The sequence below is a fragment of the Prevotella sp. tc2-28 genome, assembly GCF_900107705.1.
In the GTDB taxonomy this organism is placed as follows: Bacteria; Bacteroidota; Bacteroidia; order Bacteroidales; family Bacteroidaceae; genus Prevotella.
This window is the reverse complement of sequence record NZ_FNRE01000014.1, coordinates 19704-44319: the sequence shown is the minus strand read 5'-3', so window position 1 is coordinate 44319 and position 24616 is coordinate 19704. Positions and strand designations below refer to the sequence as shown.

25 protein-coding genes are annotated in these 24616 nt (G+C 44.4%); 14 read left to right on the top strand and 11 right to left on the bottom strand.

What is annotated here, in order from left to right:
- Window positions 1-11: 11 nt before the first annotated feature.
- Together BLU47_RS12015 and BLU47_RS12010 are read right to left on the bottom strand one after the other, a co-directional pair.
- Window positions 12-338: a hypothetical protein gene (locus BLU47_RS12015; protein ID WP_091963046.1), complete on the bottom strand. Its 327-nt coding sequence runs from the start codon at window positions 336-338 to the stop codon at window positions 12-14.
- A 225-nt stretch (window positions 339-563) separates the two neighbouring features.
- Window positions 564-1520 (bottom strand): hypothetical protein, encoded by a 957-nt coding sequence (locus tag BLU47_RS12010; RefSeq protein ID WP_091963043.1) that lies wholly within the window; start codon window positions 1518-1520, stop codon window positions 564-566.
- A 776-nt stretch (window positions 1521-2296) separates the two neighbouring features.
- Between BLU47_RS12010 and BLU47_RS12005 the strand changes: the two genes are divergently transcribed.
- From BLU47_RS12005 to BLU47_RS15290, 4 genes are read left to right on the top strand one after another with little or no spacing between them, the layout of a single operon-like run.
- A complete protein-coding gene (locus BLU47_RS12005) occupies window positions 2297-2761 on the top strand; it encodes an endonuclease domain-containing protein (RefSeq protein ID WP_091963041.1) in 465 nt (154 codons plus the stop codon).
- A gap of 5 nt (window positions 2762-2766) precedes the next feature.
- On the top strand, window positions 2767-3072 hold the full coding sequence (locus BLU47_RS12000) for a hypothetical protein (RefSeq protein ID WP_091963038.1): 306 nt from the start codon (window positions 2767-2769) through the stop codon (window positions 3070-3072).
- A 7-nt stretch (window positions 3073-3079) separates the two neighbouring features.
- The gene (locus tag BLU47_RS11995; protein ID WP_091963035.1) at window positions 3080-3319 is read left to right on the top strand and encodes a hypothetical protein; all 240 of its coding nucleotides are present in this window, start codon (window positions 3080-3082) and stop codon (window positions 3317-3319) included.
- Between the two features lie 12 nt (window positions 3320-3331).
- Complete coding sequence (locus BLU47_RS15290; RefSeq protein WP_091963032.1) at window positions 3332-3832, top strand: endonuclease domain-containing protein; 501 nt, start codon at window positions 3332-3334, stop codon at window positions 3830-3832.
- A gap of 3 nt (window positions 3833-3835) precedes the next feature.
- Here BLU47_RS15290 and BLU47_RS11985 read toward each other — a convergent pair whose 3' ends face one another.
- From BLU47_RS11985 to BLU47_RS14855, 9 genes are all read right to left on the bottom strand, one after another.
- Entirely contained in the window at window positions 3836-4084 is a 249-nt protein-coding gene (locus BLU47_RS11985) for a hypothetical protein (RefSeq protein WP_176780576.1), read from the bottom strand.
- A 21-nt stretch (window positions 4085-4105) separates the two neighbouring features.
- Window positions 4106-4588 carry a DUF7841 family protein gene (locus tag BLU47_RS11980; protein WP_091963028.1) on the bottom strand — a complete coding sequence of 161 codons (483 nt, stop codon included), beginning with the start codon at window positions 4586-4588 and terminating at the stop codon, window positions 4106-4108.
- Between the two features lie 184 nt (window positions 4589-4772).
- A complete protein-coding gene (locus BLU47_RS11975) occupies window positions 4773-5135 on the bottom strand; it encodes a hypothetical protein (RefSeq protein ID WP_091963026.1) in 363 nt (120 codons plus the stop codon).
- A gap of 1 nt (window position 5136) precedes the next feature.
- Window positions 5137-5583 carry a hypothetical protein gene (locus BLU47_RS11970; RefSeq protein WP_091963024.1) on the bottom strand — a complete coding sequence of 149 codons (447 nt, stop codon included), beginning with the start codon at window positions 5581-5583 and terminating at the stop codon, window positions 5137-5139.
- Window positions 5584-5588: 5 nt separating this feature from the next.
- Window positions 5589-5867: a hypothetical protein gene (locus tag BLU47_RS11965; RefSeq protein WP_091963021.1), complete on the bottom strand. Its 279-nt coding sequence runs from the start codon at window positions 5865-5867 to the stop codon at window positions 5589-5591.
- 1 nt (window position 5868) lies between these two features.
- Window positions 5869-6084 carry a hypothetical protein gene (locus BLU47_RS11960; RefSeq protein WP_091963019.1) on the bottom strand — a complete coding sequence of 72 codons (216 nt, stop codon included), beginning with the start codon at window positions 6082-6084 and terminating at the stop codon, window positions 5869-5871.
- Window positions 6085-6103: 19 nt separating this feature from the next.
- A complete protein-coding gene (locus BLU47_RS11955; protein ID WP_091963017.1) occupies window positions 6104-6463 on the bottom strand; it encodes a hypothetical protein in 360 nt (119 codons plus the stop codon).
- A 78-nt stretch (window positions 6464-6541) separates the two neighbouring features.
- Window positions 6542-7099: a hypothetical protein gene (locus tag BLU47_RS11950; RefSeq protein ID WP_091963015.1), complete on the bottom strand. Its 558-nt coding sequence runs from the start codon at window positions 7097-7099 to the stop codon at window positions 6542-6544.
- A gap of 111 nt (window positions 7100-7210) precedes the next feature.
- Window positions 7211-7444, bottom strand: coding sequence for a hypothetical protein (locus tag BLU47_RS14855; RefSeq protein ID WP_091963012.1), 234 nt, complete (start codon window positions 7442-7444; stop codon window positions 7211-7213).
- A 384-nt stretch (window positions 7445-7828) separates the two neighbouring features.
- Here BLU47_RS14855 and BLU47_RS11940 point away from each other — a divergent pair, with 384 nt between their 5' ends.
- The 10 genes from BLU47_RS11940 (at window position 7829) to BLU47_RS11900 (ending at window position 24534) form a co-directional block, all read left to right on the top strand.
- Window positions 7829-12886: a hypothetical protein gene (locus BLU47_RS11940; RefSeq protein ID WP_091963010.1), complete on the top strand. Its 5058-nt coding sequence runs from the start codon at window positions 7829-7831 to the stop codon at window positions 12884-12886.
- Between the two features lie 12 nt (window positions 12887-12898).
- Window positions 12899-13345 carry a hypothetical protein gene (locus BLU47_RS11935; protein WP_091963007.1) on the top strand — a complete coding sequence of 149 codons (447 nt, stop codon included), beginning with the start codon at window positions 12899-12901 and terminating at the stop codon, window positions 13343-13345.
- A 4-nt stretch (window positions 13346-13349) separates the two neighbouring features.
- Window positions 13350-18914 carry a hypothetical protein gene (locus BLU47_RS11930; RefSeq protein WP_143025562.1) on the top strand — a complete coding sequence of 1855 codons (5565 nt, stop codon included), beginning with the start codon at window positions 13350-13352 and terminating at the stop codon, window positions 18912-18914.
- A 19-nt stretch (window positions 18915-18933) separates the two neighbouring features.
- The gene (locus tag BLU47_RS11925; RefSeq protein ID WP_091963002.1) at window positions 18934-19335 is read left to right on the top strand and encodes a hypothetical protein; all 402 of its coding nucleotides are present in this window, start codon (window positions 18934-18936) and stop codon (window positions 19333-19335) included.
- A 5-nt stretch (window positions 19336-19340) separates the two neighbouring features.
- A complete protein-coding gene (locus BLU47_RS11920) occupies window positions 19341-20843 on the top strand; it encodes a hypothetical protein (RefSeq protein ID WP_091962999.1) in 1503 nt (500 codons plus the stop codon).
- Window positions 20844-20858: 15 nt separating this feature from the next.
- Window positions 20859-21080, top strand: a complete 222-nt coding sequence (locus BLU47_RS11915) for a hypothetical protein (protein ID WP_091962996.1) — start codon at window positions 20859-20861, stop codon at window positions 21078-21080.
- A 5-nt stretch (window positions 21081-21085) separates the two neighbouring features.
- Window positions 21086-21373, top strand: coding sequence for a hypothetical protein (locus BLU47_RS11910; RefSeq protein WP_091962993.1), 288 nt, complete (start codon window positions 21086-21088; stop codon window positions 21371-21373).
- 56 nt (window positions 21374-21429) lie between these two features.
- Window positions 21430-22305 (top strand): hypothetical protein, encoded by an 876-nt coding sequence (locus BLU47_RS11905; protein WP_143025561.1) that lies wholly within the window; start codon window positions 21430-21432, stop codon window positions 22303-22305.
- Window positions 22306-22391: 86 nt separating this feature from the next.
- Window positions 22392-22526: a hypothetical protein gene (locus BLU47_RS15195; protein ID WP_255402184.1), complete on the top strand. Its 135-nt coding sequence runs from the start codon at window positions 22392-22394 to the stop codon at window positions 22524-22526.
- Between the two features lie 16 nt (window positions 22527-22542).
- Window positions 22543-24534 carry a hypothetical protein gene (locus tag BLU47_RS11900; RefSeq protein WP_091962987.1) on the top strand — a complete coding sequence of 664 codons (1992 nt, stop codon included), beginning with the start codon at window positions 22543-22545 and terminating at the stop codon, window positions 24532-24534.
- The last annotated feature ends 82 nt before the right edge of the window (window positions 24535-24616 follow it).

Genomic DNA, 24616 nt, shown 5'->3' with positions numbered 1-24616 from the left:
CTATACGGGGATTAGAATGGTAAATCGTCACTGGTTGACGCTGGCGCTTGTGCCTGCTGCGGTGGTTGAGAGGCGGCCTGCTGCTGGTTCTGCGAAAGACGTAGGTCGCAGAGATAGTAATTCAAGCCTTGCTTCTGCTCAGCTTTCTTGCAAGCCACTTTCAGATACGCGACATTGCCGTATTGGTCGGCTTGCTGCTTCGCATTGATGTCAACGTTGAGGAACTTATGCTGCGTTCCGTCTTTCATGTTTACTGTTTTTACTAACTCTGGGTGTAAGCGAATAATCTGACCTAACTTTGTCAAGTCGATGCTTCCAAAATAATCTGATAATTCCATAATCTTAATTTTTTGTTATACTGTTTAACTCTAATACTCTTTTCTCACAGAACTTGCGTCCTTTGCCTATATCAGTAAAAGTGCGCGATACTTTATCAAATACCACCCACTTATTGTGATACTTTGCTGTTTCAAATGATTTTTCCATTTTTATTCGCGTTTTAACGGCGTTTCTCCGAGGCGAGCCTATAAGTACCCGCCCCGGAGGATGTTCGCCTGTTAGATTTAGAATATTTCCTGTGCTCGCATAAACTCTATCATTGAGAGGTTCTGAGGCATAATCATATTCGTTTCAGCACTCTGTGGCTTGTAGAGGTCTGTAGCCGCATTGTAGAACGACCATGCGGTGATGCGACCTTCTTCCTTCTGCTTGACAAGCAGGTTCTCGGTAAACTGAGAGAGTTGCGCCTGATTCAGAGGATAGACCTCGCCGTTATAGCGGATAGACTTTACAGAGGTGTCGTGGGCGACACGGATAGACATCAGCATACCGAGGATAGTATAGATCTGCTCGGCGGTAAGAATGCTGCTTTTCATTCTCTCGATAGTGGCATCGTCCTCAATGGTGATATTCTGAGCGTTGGTAAGCCATGAGCCTACGGTCTGGAGCATACCTTGTAAGGTTGCTTTCGCTGTGTCCTTGCGACACTGATAATCCGAGATAAAACGTCCGCTACCCAGCATACACTGGTTGTGACACACCATTACGTTGCGTCCGAACCCTAACTGAATACCTTTCTGAGTATAGGCAACAGCAAGATTGGTTGTCACCTCGTCTGTATCGAAGTCCTTCAATCGGATGTTGGCATAGATTCGACGAAGGGTGTGAGCCTCTACGGCACGCTCACCGTATTTTGCTTCAATCTCAGGGTTAAGGGAAACACCGGGAGTTTGCTTGTCTCGGTTGTTAGTGGCAAAGAGGTCGTAAACCTCTGCGTTGTAGCCGTGTTCAGCGCACATATCCAATATCTGCTGAACAAGGGCGAAATGATAGATACCGTGAGGACAGGTGCGGTCATCGCCGCGATTCTCCTTTACGGTGCGCTTTAACTGGTCCAAGGATAATTCCTGGACTTTGGCTTTCTCGAAATCGAAGAACTGATTCTCGTTCCGAACTTCCTCTACTACTGCTACGGGAGCAATCTCTGACTGTGGCATTGAGCCGAAAGAATTAATCTTCATTGTTGTATCTCCTATAAATTAGTGAAAAATAAATGTTACTACTGATACCATTCCAAGAAGGAAGGATGTTAATACTGCTCCGATAAGAGCGTCTTTCCATTGGTCGGAATTCCAAGTCATTGGATTCATTGGGTCTTTTTTCATTGTTGTATCTCCTTATATTAATAATGTATTGTTAAACTATTCTCTATTAATTATTAACTTTTACACTCCAAAATTAATAATAATGTTTCAGATAATATTAAGATTGAGAGAAAAAACTTAATAAATTAATATTATTTTAGTAAAACACGGAGATATTTAAGATATTTTTAGAGAATTTCCTTGCTAAAATGAGAATTTACTATTAATTTTGCACCTTGAAAGCGATAACTGGAACTTATTGCTGAGAATAAGAAGTAAATCGCCGAAAGGCTATACGATAAAACCTCGAAAGTAGTTCCAGTGCTTTCGGGGTTTCATTTTATGATTCCTAAGTCTGATGTAAGAAGGCATTTTTGAGAGTTTTGACCCCGCATCATTGGACTATAAACTACCGCAAGGGGCAGCACACGGCGGAGAGGTTGGAACTTGGACGGATTACCCTCGTGCCTGGCGACAAAGCCGCTAAAACCGTTAGCCGAAGAGTAGCAATGTTGCTTTAGGCCGTGTGTGATGCTATGGGGCTCAACAGTCAGTAAGCACGCAATGAGAGTTCGGAGGGGATGAAACCCCTGTAAAACTCTCGTATGCTCGCAGAAGGCTTCCAGTAGTAAAATATTATAACATATATAATAATGAATAATTGGGCAAAGACTACAAGAAAAAAGCTCTTAGAAAGCAGAACAAGAGAAGAAGAGTGGATATTTTCACATCTTCCTCCTAAGTTAAAGAAGAAAGCAATTTGCCAATACTATGTAAAAAGCGGAACGCACCAGTATTTTATTGATATATACATAAAAGATTATAAAGTTGCAATAGAGATAGACGGAAGTTCTCATTCTCAGAGACAAGAAAAGGACAAAGAAAGGGATTTTATTCTAAAGAAGAAGGGTATTAAAACACTTCGAATCTCAAATAGTGAATGTTACGATAGAATAATTGTTCAATCCCTATATGAGGCTATTAAAGATAGCAAGAATAAAAAGAAAGAAAAAGTAGTTCTAAGTGAAAACCGAAAAGAGAGGCTAAAGAGACAAAGAGAACAACTTAAGATGATATACGAGAAGATAAACGCAAATAAGTTTAACATAAAACAATAAGAACAATGACAAATAACCAAAAAGCAAAATTAGATGTTCTTGTTAACTTCCTTACAGAGAAAAAGATTCATTTCTTTACTACTTTCAAAGGCAAGACACCTGTTAAAGCGGACATCTATGTTCCTAAGTTCCGCATAATGGTGAAAGTATCAGAAGGAAAAGAGAAAGACGACATTTTTTACAATAATGTTAAGTATCATTTTCATCCCCTTTTTATCAGAGAGATAGAAACCAAAGAGTTTGTATTAGAAAAGATGCAGAACCTTATCATAGATTTAATGAAAAAGCAGCATATCAAATATAATAAATAGTATAGTTATGGAAGAAAAGAAGAAGAGATTTCGGCCATCTCTAACAGCGTATCGTGCTTTGGAGTCGGAGTTGCGTAATGTTCAGTCCAAGTTGGAGACTGCTGAGTCTACGAACAAGTTCCTTGAAAGCTGCGTGAAGAGTTTAGAAGAAGAGAAAGAAGTAAAATCCAAGATTATCGAGGAGTTGCGTTTTAACATCACTATGTTAAGAGAACGAGGATTCTGGGCGAGAGTTTTTAATAAGTAGTAACTATGGAAGATGATTACGAAGAATACGAAGTGTGCTGCGAGTTCAGAAAAACTCCTTACGCGAAGTACAAAGCCCACAAACACCCAACGGAAGAAAAGTTGTTGCAAGCGCATATCTGAGCAATGGCTACGTCTAAGGCGTGCAGACCTAATGGCAAAGTCATCCGAAGCAGAAAGAATAACATTTCGTACAATTAACGCTCTCGGTTACAAGGTTATTAGGCAGTATCCTATAAACACAGGTAGGCGCATCTATTTTGCAGACCTTTATCTTCCAGAAATCAAAACTATAGTAGAATTAGATGGAGGGTATCATTTTACTACTAAGCAACGACGATTAGACACTAACCGAAGTAGCGGGATATGGCGTTTAGGTTATCACGTTGTGCGCCTTTCAAACCACGACGCTCGCAATCCAGAGAAGATAAAAGCAAAGATTAAGTTAATCCTTAATAAATCGGTTAGAGGGCGACAAACAAAGTTGCCACCCTCAACCAACACGGCAAAGTGATGGTTATAGTTTGCCGAACAACTTTCGCCCGAAGAATATAAGGCCGTCAGTGAGGAAGTTTGCTGCTACGTCGCTACCGAAATCGGTTACCCAGTTCTGTTTCTTCTCTATGCTTTCAAGTTGTGCTCTCTGACGGGAGAGCGCTTCCATAATCTCCTGATGGCTCTTATCTTGTAAAGTGAGTTGTACAAAGGTACGTTTTTCCTCGTCGGACATCTTATTGTAGATGTCTTCAAGTAGTTTCCTTCGCATCAACTCACTATAATTCATTGCTTAGAGAGAAAAATAATGTCGGATATTGAAAACGTTATCCTTGTCGGTAAGTTTGTCAACGGCAAGACCATAGACAACCTTGAAGATGTCTGCGCTTTGCACAAACTTTGAAAGCGTTTCAGAAGAATCTGACATAATCATCTCCATAGTTACCCAAAGAGCGCAACGGTTATAACAAGGTTCTTTCTCTAATTCAAAGCCTTCTTTCTCCATTGCTTGTTTCCACTGTTCCTTGCTCCACGGAGCCTGGGGATTCATCTTTGCAACAATTTTTTCTGCTTCCTTCGGAGAGAGGTAGTTCTTCCAACGGATAGATTCTAACTTGTCAAGCCATTCCTGTGCGAGTTCGGGCTTGTTCTGTATGAACCATTCCATCATCTCCCTATGCACCATACCAAAGGTGTGCATATACTCTACTTTCTCTGAGCGTGCCATCATATCATAGAGGGCACTAAACTCTTTCTTCATCTCTTCTTGTGTCATTTTTTCTTAATTTTAAAATTTTTATTTTATCTGCGGACTAAATCCAGAGGATAAGTAACTGTCTGATTTTTAGACGGTTTTTATCTTCTTTCAATATCCTTTTCTCTTAAATCAGCACTTTTTTCTGCCTACTTTTAAAAGAAAGAGAACCTATTTCTTTCCATGCTTGCGGACTTGTGTCTTTTCACAATTCGGGCACGGAGCCTGCGGGATTACCATTGTCGGCATCTGCGGCAGGCGTGTTGTCTGAGGTTTCGTAAATCTTCCCATATAGTCTAATATATAAAGTATCTACATATCCTTCTAATAATTCCAGCCATATAGCTATATAACTTGCGAGGAAAGATATTGCGAGAACCTTTATCACTCCGTAAAACGATGATACTTCCCATAGACTGAATATAAAGGTTATCCAGAAACTTGCGCATTTAGGGCAGTTGAGGATAGGGATTTTTCCACCGTATATCTCTTCTATCTTGCTTATCAGTCCGAGATGGTTCATCGTTACGCAGATAAAGACGATACCCGCAATATCAATCCATTCCATACTATGCACCAGTCGTTACGTTGAGCGTTGTGGTGATAGCCACGCAGTTAGTCACATTGCAACAGGGCTGAACGTTTGTTGGTGCAGCTTTCGATGCTCCTACGGCAAGTGTCGGTGTCGCTGCTGACGAGCAAGGAACACAGATAGAACAGTAAATACTCTCCGTCACAGGGCATACTCCACACTGGCACCCACATTTGAACGGCATATAGTTTACCGTACCGTTGATAAGCACCTCTTGACAGAACGTTCCATTGCCTACATCGACAGGCAGACCGATAGCTGTTGCTTTCAGATCAGCCGTTACCGGATAGGACTCATTAATACATAATTTTTTGTTACCACAAGTAAAGTGGTCGAGAGCCAACAGATAGTTGGCATTGGCGGCGGTACCGCCAGGCACCGTAGTCAAACTAACCACGAATGTCTTTCCATTGTTACAAGCCATAATAGTTAAATGTTAAGTGAATTATTTTGGGGCTCTATTACTGCGCCGTCCCCTTTCTGCGCTATACTAGGGTCAAAGATGTTAGCCTCGTTATTCTGTATAGTCTCTATCTTCTCTTTGATAACACTAATCTCTCCTTGCATACTCAGCACCGCCTTGGCAACCATATCAAGGACTTTCATATTGGAGTAAGCGTGCTGTGAGGAGCAATACGCTCTCTGTGCAGGCAAACATTGTAGACAGTTGCCCGAACACTTAAACTGATTCTGATTTGTCTGTTCCATATCACTTGAAATAATTGATTATATGATTCTTTACTATTGGGTTCTTATCCCAGTTGGATAAGGCTTGTGCTACTTTCTTTGCCGTGACAGCCCTACATTGTGAAGCGTGTAAGCCAATGAAAGCAATAATAGCCATACGAGCCTCTTCAACCTCTTCCTCGCTCTCCGCATAGATATTGAAACTTATCGGGAAACCTCTTAATCTCTTTTCTTCCATATTCTTGCCGTGTTAGTAATTACTCGTTGATTGGTGGTAGTGGTGCTGACGGTGTTTCGGGAGTTATCGGTGGCAGTTGCCTGCTCTGGATTATTCCACGAATAAAGTCATACCCTTGTGCCAGAGTGTCTTGATTTTCTCTAAGCCATCCCATAAGACCATTTACAGTTTCTTTGGTGTTATCCATCCATGTTGGCTGTACAGGGTCGTAGTCGGGAAGTTCGGGCATATCCTTAGCAAAGTAGTCATAGAGTTTCATAGCCTCGTCAATATCTCCCTTGCAACAGAACAAACATTGCAATTTCAGCGTTGCCTTACTCGTTGGTCTTATTCCTTGCATCATCTCCAATCGTTTCTTTTTGTTTGTAAACCATAACATTTGCCGTGTTCTAAGTTGTTGAAAATGAGGGTGTACCTAAAAGTACCTGAAAATACCTAAGTACACCCATTGCCATTTTTAGCCGTTACAACCGCATCCACTTGCGGGGCAAGCACAAGGCTGGGGAGCCGAGTACAAACTTACAGGAGTGGGGTTCAGAGAGGCACGACCTGTCACGAAGTCGGAATAGGTCTGTTGCATTACAGAGTTCACGGCAGACAACTCTGCGGCCTGCTGTGCGGTGAGGTTTGAAGCCTGCTGACCGCTAACAGTGTCGGTGATAGTCTGGCTGATGGTGTAGTCGCCTTGCAAACGTTCACTACGCTCCGATGCAAGCAGACTTGTCAACTGGTCAAGCTGACGCTGACTTGCAGCAATCTGTACATTGGCAAGTTCCTTTGCAGAGTTAGCAACCTCTTTTGCCTGGTTAGCCTTTGCATTACCATACATCGGACCGAAAATCCAAGCACCAACGGCTGCGGCTGTACCTACCGTACCGAGAACTAAACCCGCAACTCCGATACCACTTGTGTGATTCTTCTGTTGCATGAAACCAACCTTGTACTGCTCGTAAGGAGAAAGCCCTTCCTTATCCATACCTCGCAGCATCATCAAATCATTCATTTCTAATGCCATAGTTGTAGAAATTAAATTGTTAATACTAATGTTACCTGTGTCAATACCTTGACAGAGGCAAAATTAGACAGAATAACGGCAAGAAACAACAAAAGTATAATATTCCAAAGGTCAGTATCTGACCTCACCTGAGAGCCTGCGAAAAGCCCTTTTTAGAGTGCTTTCAGATACTCTATACTTCTTAGAAAGTTCCATAAGTATGACATCGACTTTCTGATTCTCGTTCCTTAAGAAAGTGTACTCTTCAAACGCTCTTATGTACTTATAGTCATCTTCTCTGAGGCCACATTTTGACATCAGTTTTAACATTTCAGCGTTTAATTTCAAAAATAAAACCTTTTTCATTTGCACAAATCACTTAAAGTTAGTAAATTTGCACTCGCTTCACTAACAAATAGAATTATCTGCCTTCCGGCGAGTGGCAAGGACATACACGGTCCCTCGGCACCTCCTCGGAGGGCAATTCTATTGAAAGTTAGTGAAGCATCTTTCTGTAGTGCCGGGGGACTTTACATATAACTTCTCCAAAGCACTACGTCACAAAAGTACACCATATTACTATAATAAAGTCAAATTAGACTTTATCAAAGTAAACAAGTAAACCGCCTAAGACTTATTTTAACGCAATCTAACAGCGTTTTGCTACTTGTTTATATACTTATACTCGAACATTTCCAAAACGCCGTGAGAAGCCTTAAATTTGCGATAAAATCGCAAAAATATAGAAATATGGCAGCAAACGACGAAATACTTGGTATAAGCGGACACCTTGATATATCAGACATAGACCGCTCTATAAACGAGATGATAAACAATCTCGATAAGATTGGCATAAAGACCGATGCACTTAGCAAGCGTGTAAGCGATGCAATGCGTGAGATAGCACAGTCTACTGACGACAGCGCAACGAAACAAAAGCGGGCTATGGAGGTGTTTGCTCAGGCTACCGAAGAAGCAAAAGCGGCACTTGCAAACTATCCAGAGCAAATACGTCTTGCCAAAGAAGCGATGCAACAGACTGAATCAGCGACAGCAAACCTTGAAAAAGAACTCGCAAAGCTGAATACTCAGTTAAGTGGCTCAGTCATAGGCTCAGAGAAGTATAATCAGTTAAAAACCTCTATTGCAGGTGTAGAGCAGCAGATACATAACAATACCAATGCTTATCAGGCTCAGTATGCTGTTGTTCAGCAAATGGAGGCAGGTTATAACGGACTCGTTTCTATGCTCGGTGTGGCAAACGTAAGCACGGCAGCTAATGCTGTCGCTCATGGTGCGGTAACTGCTGCTACTGTCGTAGAAGCAGGTGCGCACGCTGCTAATGCTTCCGAAATGACAAAAGAAACGGAAGCCACCAAAGAAAACGTTGAAAGCAAAAAACAGTTAACGGCAGCCCAAAAAGAGGCTATTGACGCACTACAACCATTCCATAAGGAGATAGAGAGTATAAACCAAGAACTCTCAAAAGACGGAGATATTCAGAAGGCTATCCAGAAATACGATGAGTTGATTGCTAAGATACAGGAGTTGTACAATGCCGAAAACGCAAAGACAACTAACTTCGTAGGTGAGAAAGGAGAGCGCCGAGAGGAGTGGAATGAATACATAACGTCAGCGGACTATGTAGAGGCACAGCAGAAAGCCGTACTATATAGCAACACTCTCAATGAATTAAGGGATGCAAAAGCAAGACTCTTGTCTACTACGGAACAAGTGTCTGCTGCTCAGAACGAGGAAAATCAGTCCTCGCAATCCGCATCGTCATCTTTCAAAGAACAATGGAATGCTGTTAACGAGTTACATAACAGATTACAGAACCTTAAGAAAGAGCATGCGTCCCTTCAAGAGGAGTATGACAAGTTAGCCGAGAAACAAGGGTTTGACCAACAATCTAAGAAAGCACAAGAACTTCTAGAAAAGATTAACAATCTCAAGAAGGAGATTGCCGACACAAAGAAAGAGATGTCGGAAGAAGGTAGGGCAGGTGGCTACCTCGCAAAATGGAAGAATAGTGTCGTAGATGCAATCACAAGAAATGGCAAGTTCCAAGATTCATTGGGTAACATGAAAACCGCTCTTAGCGGTCTGGTTGCACCTTTTACAGCAGCAACTGGAGGTGCCGTTGCATTCACCAAAGCCTTATGGGCGATGGCTGCGACACCTATCGGAGCAGTCCTTAGTGCTATTGTATTAGCATTACAAGCAATATTTGCGTGGTTTAAAAAAGATGCGGAAGGTCAGCGTGCGTTTGCTAAGATTACAGCCTATCTCGGTAGTCTGCTTTCCTCTCTTATGGATATAGCGGTAAAGATAGGCAAATATCTTTACCACGCTTTCGCCGACCCACAAGGTGCATTAAACCAATTTGGCAAAGGATTAATAGGCTTAGTCATTAATCCTCTTAAAGCCGTCGCTAAGACACTTTCAGGTGTAGGTCAGATTGCCAAAGGCGTTATAGACCTTATAGCGTCAGGAGCGAATGTCGCAGAAGCAAAGAAAGCCATAGAAGGAATAAAAAACGGATGGGAGGATTTAAAGAAAGCAGGCACCTCGGTAGTTGATACTCTCAAATCAGGTTGGGACACTCTTGCCGGAGCAGCAAAAGGAACAGTTAAACTCTTAGGCGAAGGTATTAGTCAAGGTTGGTCAGCTGACCTCGGTGCTATCGGTGCCGATATGTTTGGCAGAGCAAAGAAAGCCGCACAGTTAGCAGAACAAGAACTTAACGCACAGAAAGCACTTTCTGAAGCCAAGGTAAAAGAAAAACAACTTGAAATAGATATTGCCAGAGAGCGTGAAAAGATATACACCCTCACAGGTAAGGAGAAGGACGCTCAGATAGAACTTGTAAAGAATATGCTTAAAGAGAAGTATGATGGGCAGATTAAGGCTCAGAAAGAACTTCTCCGCATAACAAAAGAGCGTAACGCTCTTCATACAATGTCTATCGAAAGTTATGCAAAAGAAAGAGAAGCACAAGGCGCTGTTTATGCCTTAGAAGCACAGAGGGCTGCTTCAACACGAATGCTTGTTCGTATGCAACAGTCCAACCTCAAAGCAATGGCTAACGCAGGGAAGAAAGATGCCCGTCAGCAACAGCAGATAGATGAATCCGAGGCAAGGTTAGAAGAGATTATCCATAAGAATGTCGTTGCTAGAGCAAAAGCAGAGCAGGATATGGAGCAAAGAATCACTGATGCTCGTATTGCTGCAATGAAAGACGGAGCCGACAAGGTTCTTGCTGAGAAGAATCGTTCCTTTGAAAAAGAACTAGAGCAGTTAGCAGAACAGCGAAAAGCTGCTATTGAAGCAGAGCGAGCCCGTCAAAAAGCCGAGTTTGAAGCACAAGAGAAGATAATCAAAGCACGCGGAGGCAAACCTGAGCAATGGGATGAAACAAAGTTAGACCAAAGTGCTATTAATGCTATAAAAGAGCAATATAAGAAGTTAGAGGAGTTTACTATTGCCCGTCAGCAGAATAATGAATTGCAACAGCAAATTCAATCAATGCGAGAATACCTAATAGAGTATGGTACGTTCCAACAACAAAAACTTGCCATTACTGAGAAGTATGCTAAGATGATTGCAAAAGCAGAAGCCCTCGGTCTTAAAGGAGAGGTTCTTAGGTTGAAGGCAGAGGAGAATAGCAAGAAGAATGCTGTCAATATGAGTGCTCTACAACAGAGTATTGATTGGCAATCTGTTCTTGGCGGGTTTACAAACCTTTTAGGAGACCAACTCAGAACCACTTTGGAGAAACTGCGTCAATATGTAAGAGAGCCGAGTTTTGCAAAGAAGAATGAAGCCGACCAAAAAGTAGTCTATGATGCTATAACAAAATTAAAAGGGCTAACGGGTGAGGGCAGAGGTACACTGAATTTCTCTTCTATAAAGAAGCAGATGGATAGTCTTGGTGCTGCTATTAATAGGCTCCAACAAGCAAAGAATGCCGAGATAACATCTACCGAGCACCTTGAAAAAGCAAAAGAAAGATATAAGAAAGCATTAGATTCTGGTAATAAAGCCGAGATTGAAAATGCAAAGATAAGTCTTGATTTAGCGGAAAAAGTTGCCACTGCTGCGAGCGAGTCTGTTAGAGTTCAGCAAACAGCGGTTCAGAACCTTGCTAACGGCCTTAGAGAATCAGAAGAAGATACCGTTGACGGACTTAACTTAGTAGCCGACGGCCTTAGAGGATTTGCCGACAATACGCTTTCTGGTGCTTTTCAAGGCATTCAGAATATGCTTAATGGCCTCTCTAAACTGAATATCGGTGGAGAGGTAGGAAAGGCTGTTAGCAAGTTGTCCGACACTCTTAGCAATGCCGGGTTTATCGGACAACTAATCTCCGCTATCCTATCTATTCTTGATATATTAAAAGACGGAATAGGAACACTTATTTCGAATCTCATAGATACTGTTCTAAATGCCGTTGCAGGTATCTTAGACAATGTTCTATCGCTTGATTTTGTAGGACAGATAACAGGCTCGTTAACGAAAGGTATAGGAAATATCCTTAACGCTGTTACATTTGGTGGCTTTGACTCATGGTTTGGCTCGAAAGATACAAGAGCGCAAGTTGACGCAGAAATTAAGGCTTCTAACACTATCCTTGAAAGTATCGACAAGAGTGTAAAGCGTATTTCTGACGAGATGTCAGAAAGTTATGGTGCAAGCGCATTATCAAAGTATGAGGATTTGCTAGAGAAGTTCATTAATAAATCTGCACAGTATAACCGTCAGATACAAGAAGCTGGTTGGGGTTATTATGGTCGCCGACATCGCGAATGGTATTATAGAAACGAGAATGGAGGTGAAGGAGAAGGAGGATATGTATGGCGAATAAGGAACTTGCTTGGCTTATCAGAAGGCGAATATGGTACAGCATGGCAAGGGCTGTTTGAACAACTTTCTAAGATGGGTAATGAAGGTGCGAAGAAACTCGCAGAGTTGCGTCGTCTTGCCGAAGAAGGAAATGCCGAAGCCGCAGAACTATGGTTTCAGATTGCTAATACAGGATGGGACGACGAAGGACGTATCTCAAAAGCTGCTAACGCATGGGCTGACCTCGCCGATGAGATGGAGGAAGCATCGGAGAAACTTTCCGAGATAATGCTTACTACTTCATTTGATAGCCTTTTTGACGATATGATAAACCATCTCTACGACTATGCTGATGGTGTAGAAGATGTAACCGACAGCATAGCAGAGAGTTGGCAGAAGATGGTTAACAGGATGCTTATCAACAACCTTGTAGCACAGAATCTTAAAGACCAACTAAAGGTTCTCTATGATACTTGGTATAAGAGTGTATCGGCTGCTAACGCAAACAACGACAAAAAGGCTTTGCAAGAGGCGAATGATGCTTTTTACAGAGGTTACCAAAGTGTTATTGATTCGGGTATCAGCCAAATAGAACAGTTAAGAGAGTTAGGCATAGACAGGATTGAGAATGCTCGTAGCCAACAATCCGCTACGGCAAACTCTATACAGAACATTTCCTACGACCAAGCAGACAGCCTTGTTGGTATCGGACTGAATCATACCATTCTCTTAGAGCAGACTCTTTCGGAAACAATGATACACACCGAACTCCTTACAGATATAGGCGACAATATAAGAGAAACAAGAGCAAGAGTAGTAAATATCAGTGAGGGTGTTCAGTCTATGGTGGAAACGCAAGGCCTTATGAACTCACATCTTGCCGAAATTAGCGAGAATACCAGGGTATTACCCGAAATGTACGACGAGGTAGTAAGAATGAGGAAGAAAATTGACGAACAATAAAAATATCCGTATATGAAGAATAGTGCATTTATTAAACTGCCAACAGAGGACGATTCCGCTTACATCGACATCTTTGAGCAATATGGCGTATCATTTATTAAAGGCGGTTATTACAAGTTGCTTTGCAACGGAAAAGCAAAAGAGTATGTTACAAATACAAGCCGCTTAGAACATGGAACAAGATACCTTGCAAAAGCAGAGTACTCTAAACTCGCAGAGAATACAGTATCATTAGAAGTCCTTTTTGAAGCGGATACAGAGAGAGATTTTGTTGATAACTTAGAAGCATTCATTGATAAGTTATCGAATGGAATGTTTTACTTAAAGATACCTTCAAAATACCGCATCTTCAAACTTGTTTATAAAGACATCCAACCAAAGCAAGAGTATAGAAATAAAAAGGCTACCTTTACACTCAGTTTAACGGAACCGAATCCGAAAGATAGGATAACATTATAAGAAAATGGTATTATACGACGCAGACGGGAATAGATTGCATGATGTGATTCTCACGAAAGCAGCAGAGCACGAAGAGGAACTGATGAAGTCCGACTTCGTGAAACTGTCATGGGATGATGCGGTATGTGATGTTATCCCCGTAGATGCGTATATCATACCTTTCAAGGACGGGTTACATTACTCTCTCTTAGAGCCGTATAAACCAGAGCAGAAAAGCGGGGCACAATTCCATTATGAGCCGCATTTCCAGCATCCTAAGATGTATCTTGGAAAGGTAACGTTCTCCCGTCCCACAAAAGATTCAGATGCTAACGACATAAACCTTTTGGACTGGCCGTATACTGGTGATATACAAACGCTATTAGGGTATTTCTGCGACCAGATGAATGCTGTCTACCACTTAGAGGGTAAGCAGGCTTTCGGCTATCAGGTCATCGGAGAGATTGACAACGTGGTAAATACGACATTCTCCACCGTGGATATCCTTTCGGCACTATCGAACGTTGCCAACCTATTGAAATGCGAGTGGCACATAGATTGGGAACGCAAGACCCTGTATTTCGGCCATATCATGTTCAGCAAAGGCGAAGAACCTTTACTTCTTGAGGTTGATAAGAATATCGGCATCCCATCGGTACGAAACACCAAAGATGGCTACTGGAACGCTTTCGAGGCACAGGGTTCTTCACGTAACATCACACGTCGGGCAGCAAGCGGAGAGTATGTACAGGCTAACGTCCGCCTGTCGCTGAACAGAAACGACTACTCCGATGGTATTATATATTCATTAGGAGAGCGGGACAGTGAGGGTAAGATAATAACCTACGACAAAGAGCATTTCGACTTGCTCGGCATGAAGCCTTATGTCAAGAGCCTTATCTTTGAGAATGTGTATCCACACCTTGACCTCTATGCTTATAATATAAAGTATAGGGAGAGATACCGCCTTGATGACAATAACGAGAAGGTTATCGACCATTACGATGCAGACAATAACCCCGTATACAAGCGTTATGCCGTTTGGTATATGCGTCTTGCTTATCCAGAGAAGAACGCAGAGGGAGAGGTAACGGAATGGCACGACTACGACATTACGGAGGTAAGGGACATGAGTGTCATCATCAAGAAAATCCTTATCAACAGCACGGCATATCATAATATCGAAATGACCCTGGACATAGATGCCACCGCATCGTTGTTCACAAATGAGTCAAAGTCCTATGGTGGAACATATATCGTGAGCCTCACGGCAGACAACATCACGATAAAAGGTTATATCAACGGGTCTTATCTCAACCAAGGGGAGTGCCGTTTCTATGCTGAGTATACGGGCGACACACCGGAAGATGACCGTGATGAGCCAAGCCTTGCCAACCTTACCGCTTTCCAGAATGCTATCTTTGAAGGTAAGAAGATCGCCTTTGCCGCAGGTGTTGACAAGTCACGTTTCCCTGTGGAGTATTCGCAGATAATAGACGGAAAATCCCTCTATGGGCAGTTCAAGGCAAACACCACACCGAATGCCGAGACATCACCGCTCGCCGGACGTGGCGATGGGGATAATGGCAACTATGGCTTTGGACTGATAGCATTAGGTATTGAGGGCGAGAACTATATATCCGTTGCCAACACTCCACCGACGGAAGAAGGAGATACGGGTATCGTTGATGCGCTGACAGGAGCAAGCAGCACCGTAGATGAGAACTACTATGAGATAGTCTTCCAAGAGCAGAACGACTACATACTGCCTACCACCAAGTCACAGGGCATCATCCCGAAAGGACTTAACGAGCCTTCACTGTTAGGAAATATCGTCAACCTCTATAACATTGTCATGGACACCACTGCCGACAAGCCTTTTGAAACGGCTGCGCAGAAGGAGTTGGAGAGCGAGACGGAGAAATATATCGACAACCTATTCACCGACAACAACTCATATACTTTCAAGTCCGACCCCATAGCCTTTGAGGAGATGTTCAGGGAGGACGAGCAGCAAGGAGAACGTGACTCACACCTCTTTATAGGACAGCAGGTAAGGTATGCGGATAATGTGAACTACACCGCTGAGAACCCGTTGCTGACCCGTGTAATGAAGATAGTCACTAAGATGGACTATGACTTCGAGCAGGAGATAACGATAGGCAATGAGGTCATCAAAGGCTCACAGACACAACTCAAAGAGCAGGTGCAGACGCTTATCTCTGGTGGTGGCAGCGGAACAGGTGGCGGTATGTCTGAAAGCGGTGTGCTGAATATCGTAAAGGACTATGTAAACACCCGTTTCCTCTCAAAGACGGATAATGATACCGCACAAGGAGAGATAGGTTTCCTCAAAGGACTATGGATAAAGACAAAGGGGTTGTTCGGTTTCGATGCCGATGGCAACGGCTCTTTGAACTCCCTGACATTAAAGGATGAACTAAGGGCGGCAGAGGGTATCATGAATACCGTCCGTTCTTCCAACTATACGGGTGACGGCATCGCAGACACAGGATTCCGTCTTACCTCGGATGACGGCACGGGTTCAAGTGCTTTGACCGTCGATAACCTGCACGTCAGGAAGAAGGCTACCTTTGAGGAGTTGGAGGTGAAGAAGGAAACAGCCATAGCGGGTAACCAGGTATATTCTTCTGCTGCCAACATCATTGTAAAGACCGATTTCATCAATGAGAGTGGTGAGGTGGTAGGATATGTATATCGTCAGGTGCCTTGGCTGTTGAAGAAGATGCCGTTCCTTTTGAAGGGAGTGTTCTTCGGAAGAAACCGCAAGACGAAGAAGACCATAACATCAGAGGAACTGAAGGACGTAAAGGCTTTCCGTCTCTATTTCCTTGCCGAGGATGATGACAGGGAGATTGACAACATGTGGGCTATTGGTGACCTTGCACGCTGTCAGACGATAAATATGAAGAGTTCCAAGAGAAACACCTATGTTGAAGGTTCATCGAAAATAGGCAATGTATATTGGTGGAGGAAGGTGATAAGGGTGTCATCCAATACCGAAGAGCCATCAGAGAATCCCGACACGACACACTGCCAGCCTGCTTTGATAGACGGAAAGGTGTACCATTGGTTCGATGTCAGCAATGTGGATGGAGGCTATGACGAAGGTTCTGACATTCCCGCCGCAGGTGACCATGTCGTACAGTTCGGTAACGACCGCACCACAAACCGTCAGAATATCATAACATTAGATGTAAGCAATGCAGACTCTCCTGCCCTTAAATTCTATCACGACATAAACGATTTCTCCTTGGCGAACAAACGTATCATTGGGTTACTTTACAACCCTAATACGGGTGTGCCTATCATAGAGGACTATGGAGACGCTTTCATCGGTGCAAGGGATAACTCTACGTACATTAAGTATGACTCATTGAACAAGTTACTTGAGGTAAAGGCGAGGATTTCCGCACAAAGCACTATTGGTAATCAAGCCCTGGATACTTACATCAACAATCTCATCACTGCCATCACGGATGACATAGAGTTACAGTTGGACAAGAAAGCCGAAACGTGGTATCAGAACGCAGACCCGTCATCTGCTTGGAATACAGACGAGTTAAAAGCAGAGCATGTTGGAGACCTGTGGTATAAAACAGGTAACGGAACGACATGGTACTATAAGGACAAAGGACAAGGCGCAAGTCCACGTTATGATTGGGAGCAGCAGAATATTCCACAAAGTGTATTTGACACTATTGACGGAAAATCAAACATCTATGTTAATTGGGGAGCATGGGGAAATAATCTTCATGTGAGAGACCTCTTCATACCAAATGATAATACGACACAGAGCGGTGTTGTTTATAAGAAAGGCAAGGTGTATCGTTGTACCAATGTCTCTCCTGTAACTTTTGAGGAGATAGATTACACTGACGACTCTGCACTCAATGATTTTAAAGCAAACCAATATGTGCAGGCACTTACAGGTGGACAGATAAGCCAAGGTATATCAAATGCCGCCGGTGCCGCTGCAACAGCGCAGAGTGCCGCAGAAACAGCACAGTCCGCTGCAAATGAAGCTGCAACCGCTGCATCAAACGCCGCCAATGCAGCAAGTGCTGCTCAGACTTCTGCTAACACAGCTAACAACAGACTAAACAATTGGGCTTCTGACGGTAAGATTTCACCACAAGAAAAGACTTCTCTCAAGCAGCAAAAGAACGATATTGTTCAGGAGTATTCTCAGATTTGTTCAGAAGCTGACAAGTATAGTGTTTCAAAAACAGCATTTGTAACGGCATATGGAAATGCTATTACGGCTTTCGATAAGTACACTGCATCTTCTCCAGAGGACATAACAATAGAAAGCGATTATGAAAATATATCTGCTTACTACACAGCTAGAACAACGATAATGAACGCCATAGCAACAGCAGCAAAGAAAGTTGCTGATGATGCACAGGCTGCTGCAGATGACGCTTATAGCTTAGCAAAAGGGGCAAAAAATAAAGTAGATTTACTTGATACCATAAAAGACGCTTTGAATGGTGCAACGTTAATAGATGGAGGACTTCTTTTGACATCACTTATTGCCCTTCGCCATTATAAAGGAACTGGAGACAAGGAAGATGTAGAGAATTACAATACATACGGCGGGATGAATGGTATCTATCTTAATGATAGTACTATTGCTGCATGGTTTGGTGGTTCTATGGAAGATAGATACAACAGTTCTACTCAAACCTATGACACAACTAATAGCGGTAAGGCAACTTCACTTTTCCGCATGGATGGCTCTGGATATTTTGCTAGAGGAAACTTTAATTGGGATAATGCTGGTAATGTAAATGTCAAAAACGGCTATTTTGAAGGAAAGGTAACCTCAATAGCAGAAGGAAAAGGAAGGTGGGAAATAGCACCGTCCGCATATCACACAGCAACCACTTCAATAGCTATTCCTACAATTACAGGATATGATAAAGATGGACGGTCAAAAATCAAAATACTATTTGATGGAGATAGTGGAGATGGAATAGACATTTCCTATGGCGGCGGGCTGTTTTTTGTAAAGCAAGAAAGTGGAATTGATAAAGTTGATGGCGGATATTTTAGAAACTACTGGAGAACACAATCATCAGAAAACAGTTCATTTATTGATGCTTTCTACAATTCTTTCTATCCTATAATAGAGAGCCAATATCCAAAAGATAACAACACCAGATATACTTTAAAGGTTGGTTCAGATGATAGCGGAGCTTGTTTATATAGTAATAGTTGGCCTACCAGAAATGAAGCCTATCCTGAAGGACGTGTGTATGTTGATGATTGGGGCTATCTGAAGGTATTGGATACCAAGAATTATGACAGAATCAACATAAGGACAAAATCCTTTACTCTGCCAAAGGACCCGCCTGTTGGTACAATATTTATTATCAAGAATATGTCAGATAGTATGATATTAAAAGCAAGCAGTAATGCCTATGTGCTTAATGGAAGTGATGATGTCGCACTTATTGAGCCGGGGGAGGCATATACTTGGAATGATAGGACTTCTGCACTTCTCTTCTACTTAGGTGATATTCCTACTTATGGAAAGTGCTGGTCAATGATATACAGTAATTAATGCAGGAGAAAAAGACGATATGAAAAAGATATATAACAACATATTCCCAGTGAAAAGATTCACGTCAATGGTGATTTGGCCGTTCCTCTTTATCCGCAAGGACAGAGCGTGGGCTTTCAACACCATAGGAGAGCGCCATGAGGGAACGCACGGCAGACAGCAGAAGGAGATGCTTGTCGTAGGTGCTATCATTGCCGCCGTCCTCGCCGCAGCAGGATGCGGGTGGTGGTCGCTCCTTGCCATCCCTCTCTTCTTCTGGTGGTACGGCATAGAGTGGCTTGTCCGTCTGTGCATCTACCGCAATATGATGACGGCATACAAGAACATCAGTTTGGAGCGTGAGGCATACGCCAACCAGTACGACCTCATGTACTTGGACAGAAGGGATGCCTTTGCATGGATTAGATATATTAAACAGTAAGAGATATGGCAGTAACACCCGAATTTATAGAACAGGTCAGCGAAGCCCTTGAGCAGTTAGGGTACTCGGTAGAGCAGGAAGAGGATGTCATTGATGATGTCTCGCAGATAAACGATGATGTCACCCTTCCCGGCATACGTGTACAGGGAGGCTCTATGACTGGATATGTCAGCATGAAACTCCTTGTGCTGAAGCAGTACCTTGATAATACCGTCACGGCAATACAGAACGCATGGAACACATGGTTCGGCACATCAGACCAACAGGGAGTGCGCAAGACATGGAGTGACTGGTTCACGGCACGCTCTACTGAATGGGGCACATTGAAAGTAGATGCGCAGACGGCTACCACCAATGCCAACACCGCAGCAACGGCAGCGCAGGGCGCTACCGCAGGGGCAGAGAATGTCAACGCAGGATTGCAAGGGTTTACCGTAACCATCACAGACCGAAATGGTGTGTCACGGAGTGTTGATATTGGCTTTGATATATATCGCACCTATCCTTCCGTTGCTGCTATGAATGCCGATGCCGCAAACGTGCCACAGGGAAAGTTCGTCATCATTGCTACCACCGACAAGACATCGGAGGACAATGCCAAGATGTATTGCAAGAACTCACAAGGAAGCTTTACTTTCCTCTGCGACCTTGACCAGGCATCATCGGAAGCGTGGGCTGATTGGCTAACCAATATGAAGCCAGCTATTCAGCAGGCCACCACGGATGCCAATAGTGCCGCTACCAATGCAAACCAAAAGGCTACGCTCGCACAGACGGCAGCAGATAACGCCAATATAAGCCGTCAGCAGATAGAGGCTAACGAGCAGACACGCCAGAGCAACGAGCAGGCCCGTGTTGCTGCGGAGACACAGCGTCAGACCGATTGGACTAACTGGTTCAGTGACACATTGCCAACAGGCGTAAGGAAGCTATGGGGCGACTTCTGGTCTGGTGTCAATACATCATGGAACTCCTTCTTTGGAACAGATGAGAGCAGTGGTGTCCGTGGGGATTGGAACACGCTTAGGGCTGATGTCGTCAGCAAGACACAGGCCGCACAGACCGCTACGTCGAATGCCAATACAGCAGCATCGAACGCTAATAGCAAGGCAACGCTCGCCAATAATGCTGCTTCTAATGCCAATGATAAGGCAACGTTAGCGAATGATAAGGCAGGGTTAGCAAATGAAAAGGCTGCGTTAGCCAATGAGAAAGCCACCTATGCCAACACGCAAGGCGATTATGCCAAGGCGCAGGGTGACTATGCTAAGGACTGGAACGATCATCCTCCTTTTATCGGCGACGGCACGACAGGTGATGAGAACTATTGGTATATCTGGAATGCTCAGACAAAGACCTATCAGAAGTCCGTCTATGCCACGGGTGATGACCTTGATTGGGATTCTATGAGCGAAGAGGATAAGGAAGACCTCGCCCGCAGGGTAAAGGAAGAACTTGTGTTCGCAACGGTAGAGACGTGTGAGAGTATCATTGATGAGTTAAACTAATAAATAATTACGACTATGGCAGAGAAAATAAACAAGCTTATCTTTGAATATGATGGTAAAGAGTATGAGTTAGACGGAGGAGGCGGTGGCTCCCAGCCGGGACCTGACTCCGTAGGCAGCCAGGAGATAAAGGACGAATCCGTGGAGATGGTCGACCTGGGCAAGTCGGTGAAGGACTCGATGATCACCGACAAGGACCGCGTGACACAGGAACAGATGGACAACTTTAACGTATAAGACTTATGACTACAAGAACAGCAACAAAGCCTACTCCAAAGGCTCCCGCACCAAGAGGCAGGAAGAGAACTCACACTAAGCCGGCAGTACCTAAAGAGATACAGCAGGCTGAGAAGGTGGCTATGGTGATGTACTCATCACTGAAAGCACCCGATGCACCAAGGGCATCCTCACAGGGGTATATCATAGGTGCTACCATGACTCTGAAGATGCTTTTCGACCAAGCCGTCAAGCAAGGCGACGACCATGACGAGCTGAAAGGTCAGATTATGGCATGCATACAGATGATGTAATTATAGTAATCGGAGGTGAAAGTCCTCTATATGTTTAATTTAATTCTTTTATTATCATGACTAAAGAGAATTACATGGCGTTAGCCGACGTCCAGGAACTCTGGACCAGCAAACTCAAGCCTTACATCGTAGCCGGTTTCATTGCGATGTTGGCAGGTACTGACACCAATGCCAAGAACCTCGTTCTGGCTGATGGTACTAACATCGCCCAGAGCACGTTCATCGCTGCTACTGAGAAGGGCGCCAACAGTGGTGTTGCCACCTTGGATGCTACCGGTAAGGTTCCATCAAGCCAGCTGCCTTCATTCGTTGACGACGTTATCGAGGCAGCCAACTTCGCAGCACTGCCCGCAGAGGGTGAGGGTGGCAAGATCTATGTCACGCTCGATGACAACAAGACTTATCGTTGGGGTGGCACTGCCTATGCGGAGATTTCCGCAAGCATCGCTCTCGGTGAGACCGCAGGCACTGCCTACGAAGGTTCCAAGGGTGCTGCCAACGCAGCTGCCATTGCCTCTCACACTGGCAACAGCGACATCCACGTGACCACCAGCGACAAGGCTGCCTGGGGTGCTAAGTACGACAAGCCAAGCGGCGGTATTCCTTCTACCGACATGACGGCAGAAGTGCAGGCTTCCCTCGCACTGGCTGATACTGCTATTCAGCAGCACCAGGACATCAGCGGAAAGGCCGACAAGGTGGCTTCTGCTACTAACGGCAACTTCGCCGGACTGGATGCCAACGGCAACCTGACAGACTCAGGCGCGAAGGCTTCTGACTTCGCTACCGCTGCACAGGGTGGTAAGGCCGACACCGCCATCCAGAGCGTGAAGGTGAACGGCACGGCTCTGACTCCCGATGCTAACAAGGCTGTTGACATCGAGGTGCCCAACCGCGTTACCGCACAGGAACTGGCTGCTTTCGTAGTCTAAGGCTCTCTTTTTCTCAGGGAGGGGACGCGTTCCTCTCCCCGAGATTCTTTTTTGACATGATAAAGGAAGAATAAACAGAAACGATTATGACAGGCGAAAATTATATGGCTCTCGAAGACTTCAAGACCCTATGGGATGACAAGCTGAAGCCTGCGATACCGGGACTTACCGAGTATGCCTCCGTGGCTACTTGCGAATCAATCATAAATGAATTAACTTGAAAAAACGATATATATTATGGCAACAACAGGACATGAAACCGAGGCTATCAACGTCCAAGACCTCAAAGCGGCTTTGCAGAAGCTCAAGACGGACAAGATAGACCCGAAGGTAGACAAGACAACGACCGTCAATGGTCATGCTCTGAGCGGCAATGTTACCGTCAGCAAGTCCGATGTCGGTCTTGGCAGTGTAACAAACGATGCACAGGTTAAGAGAAGTGAGATGGGTGCTGCTTCTGGTGTGGCAACGCTTGACTCCGCAGGAAAAGTGCCTTCTTCGCAACTTCCGTCTTACGTGGATGATGTATTGGAGTATGACACCAAGTCAGCATTCCCCGCAACTGGTGAGGGAGGAAAGATTTACGTTGACAAGTCAACCAATACCTCTTGGAGATGGAGTGGTTCTGCATATACTCAGATTAAAGGCGACCTTGCGATTGGCACCACAACAGGTACTGCTGCCGATGGAAAGGTGGTCAACGACCACATCAACAACACAAGCAATCCGCATGGTGTCACAAAGGTACAGGTAGGATTGGGGGATGTTGTCAACACGGGAGATAGTGCAACACCAGTATCAGGAGGTACTACCAAGTTCACGACTGGTGGTGCATATACCGAACTTGCCAAAAAGGTTGATAAGGTAACAGGTAAGGGACTGTCAACCAATGACTATACAACAGATGAGAAGAATAAGTTAGGCGGTATAGAGGCAGGTGCTCAGAAGCATATTGCACCAACAGCCGCTGAAGTTAAGTCTGCTCTTGGTACTGGCAGTGGTACAAGTAAGTATTTGCGCGAAGACGGAACCTGGCAGACACCAGAGGGAGATTATGAAGAGCAGATAGATAACCTACAGCAATCAGTGAAGGAAATACAGACTAACATGTCCTATGCAATAGATTCCATTGTATCTAATTTCACGCTTGAGGGAAGTTCATCACCTACATTCACCGTAAACAATCAGGGAGCAGCAGCACAGTATATCAACCGTATGGGTGGCTATCTATTCCTCGTAAAGGATGGCAAGGTATATGCCGCCAAACTAAATCCTTCCAATTGGAGTTTGTTCGCAGATGGAAGCACTGTGACAGATGCAGCCAAAGCCGCCACTGAGTGTATGATACATGTTCCAGACTGTCATTACTTAGGCAATGGAACTACCTTACAATTCGGTGGAATGACACCTATTAACGGAGGACATGTATTTGCATCCCCACATTGGGTGGGTGCTTATCAGATGTCTGCAGGAGGGCATAGCCGTGCAGGTGTAGGCTCTTCACACTCTAAGACGATGAGTGCCTTCTGGCAGGACGCACAAGCCATTCACGCAGACTTTGGATTGGCTAACTATCAGTTCCACTGTCTTATCAATGCACTCTATCAGGCACGCTATGGCAATCTCAACTCAGAGAGCTTCCTTTCCAACGGCAATGCCCGCTCAAGTGCGTCATGGGATGCTTATAGAGACTTAGCTCATGGTATGGCAGATAGCCTTGGTGATGGAACAGGATGCGTGACAGCAACGGACAGAGCTAACGTTACACGCTATGTGACGAAGCTGTTCGGCTTTGAGGACATGTTCGGCAAGTTGTGGGAGTTCCGTCCTGGTATTCGCTTCTATATGAGCGGAAGTGTTAGGCATGCTGTTGTCTATGACGGCAATGTGGTAAGCAATACCGCAGAAGGACGTGACATCAGTGGTGTGCTTTCAAGTGCAAACGGACAGTACGCAACACAGATGGAACTCGGAGAGTATTGGGATATGCTGCCAAAGGCTGTAGGCGGTAGTGAAACCACCTACTACTGCGACGGATATTGGGCTGCTACAGGTGGTCAGCTCCTGGTTGTTGGCGGTCCCGCGTACCTCGGTTCGCCGTGCGGTCTTTCGTCCGCGTCTTCGGATCGCGCTTTCTCGGGCGCGGATGTCAGTGTCGGGGCTCGCCTGGCCTTCTATTCGGAACCAGAGATCGTTAGCGGAGCGGAACTTCTGTCAATGCTTGCGTAGGCAAGCATTGGGCCGGAGCCTGTCGGAGCGAAGCGAAAAGCGAAATCGGGAAGCGTCGCTTTCTGAAAATCCGGCAGGCTTC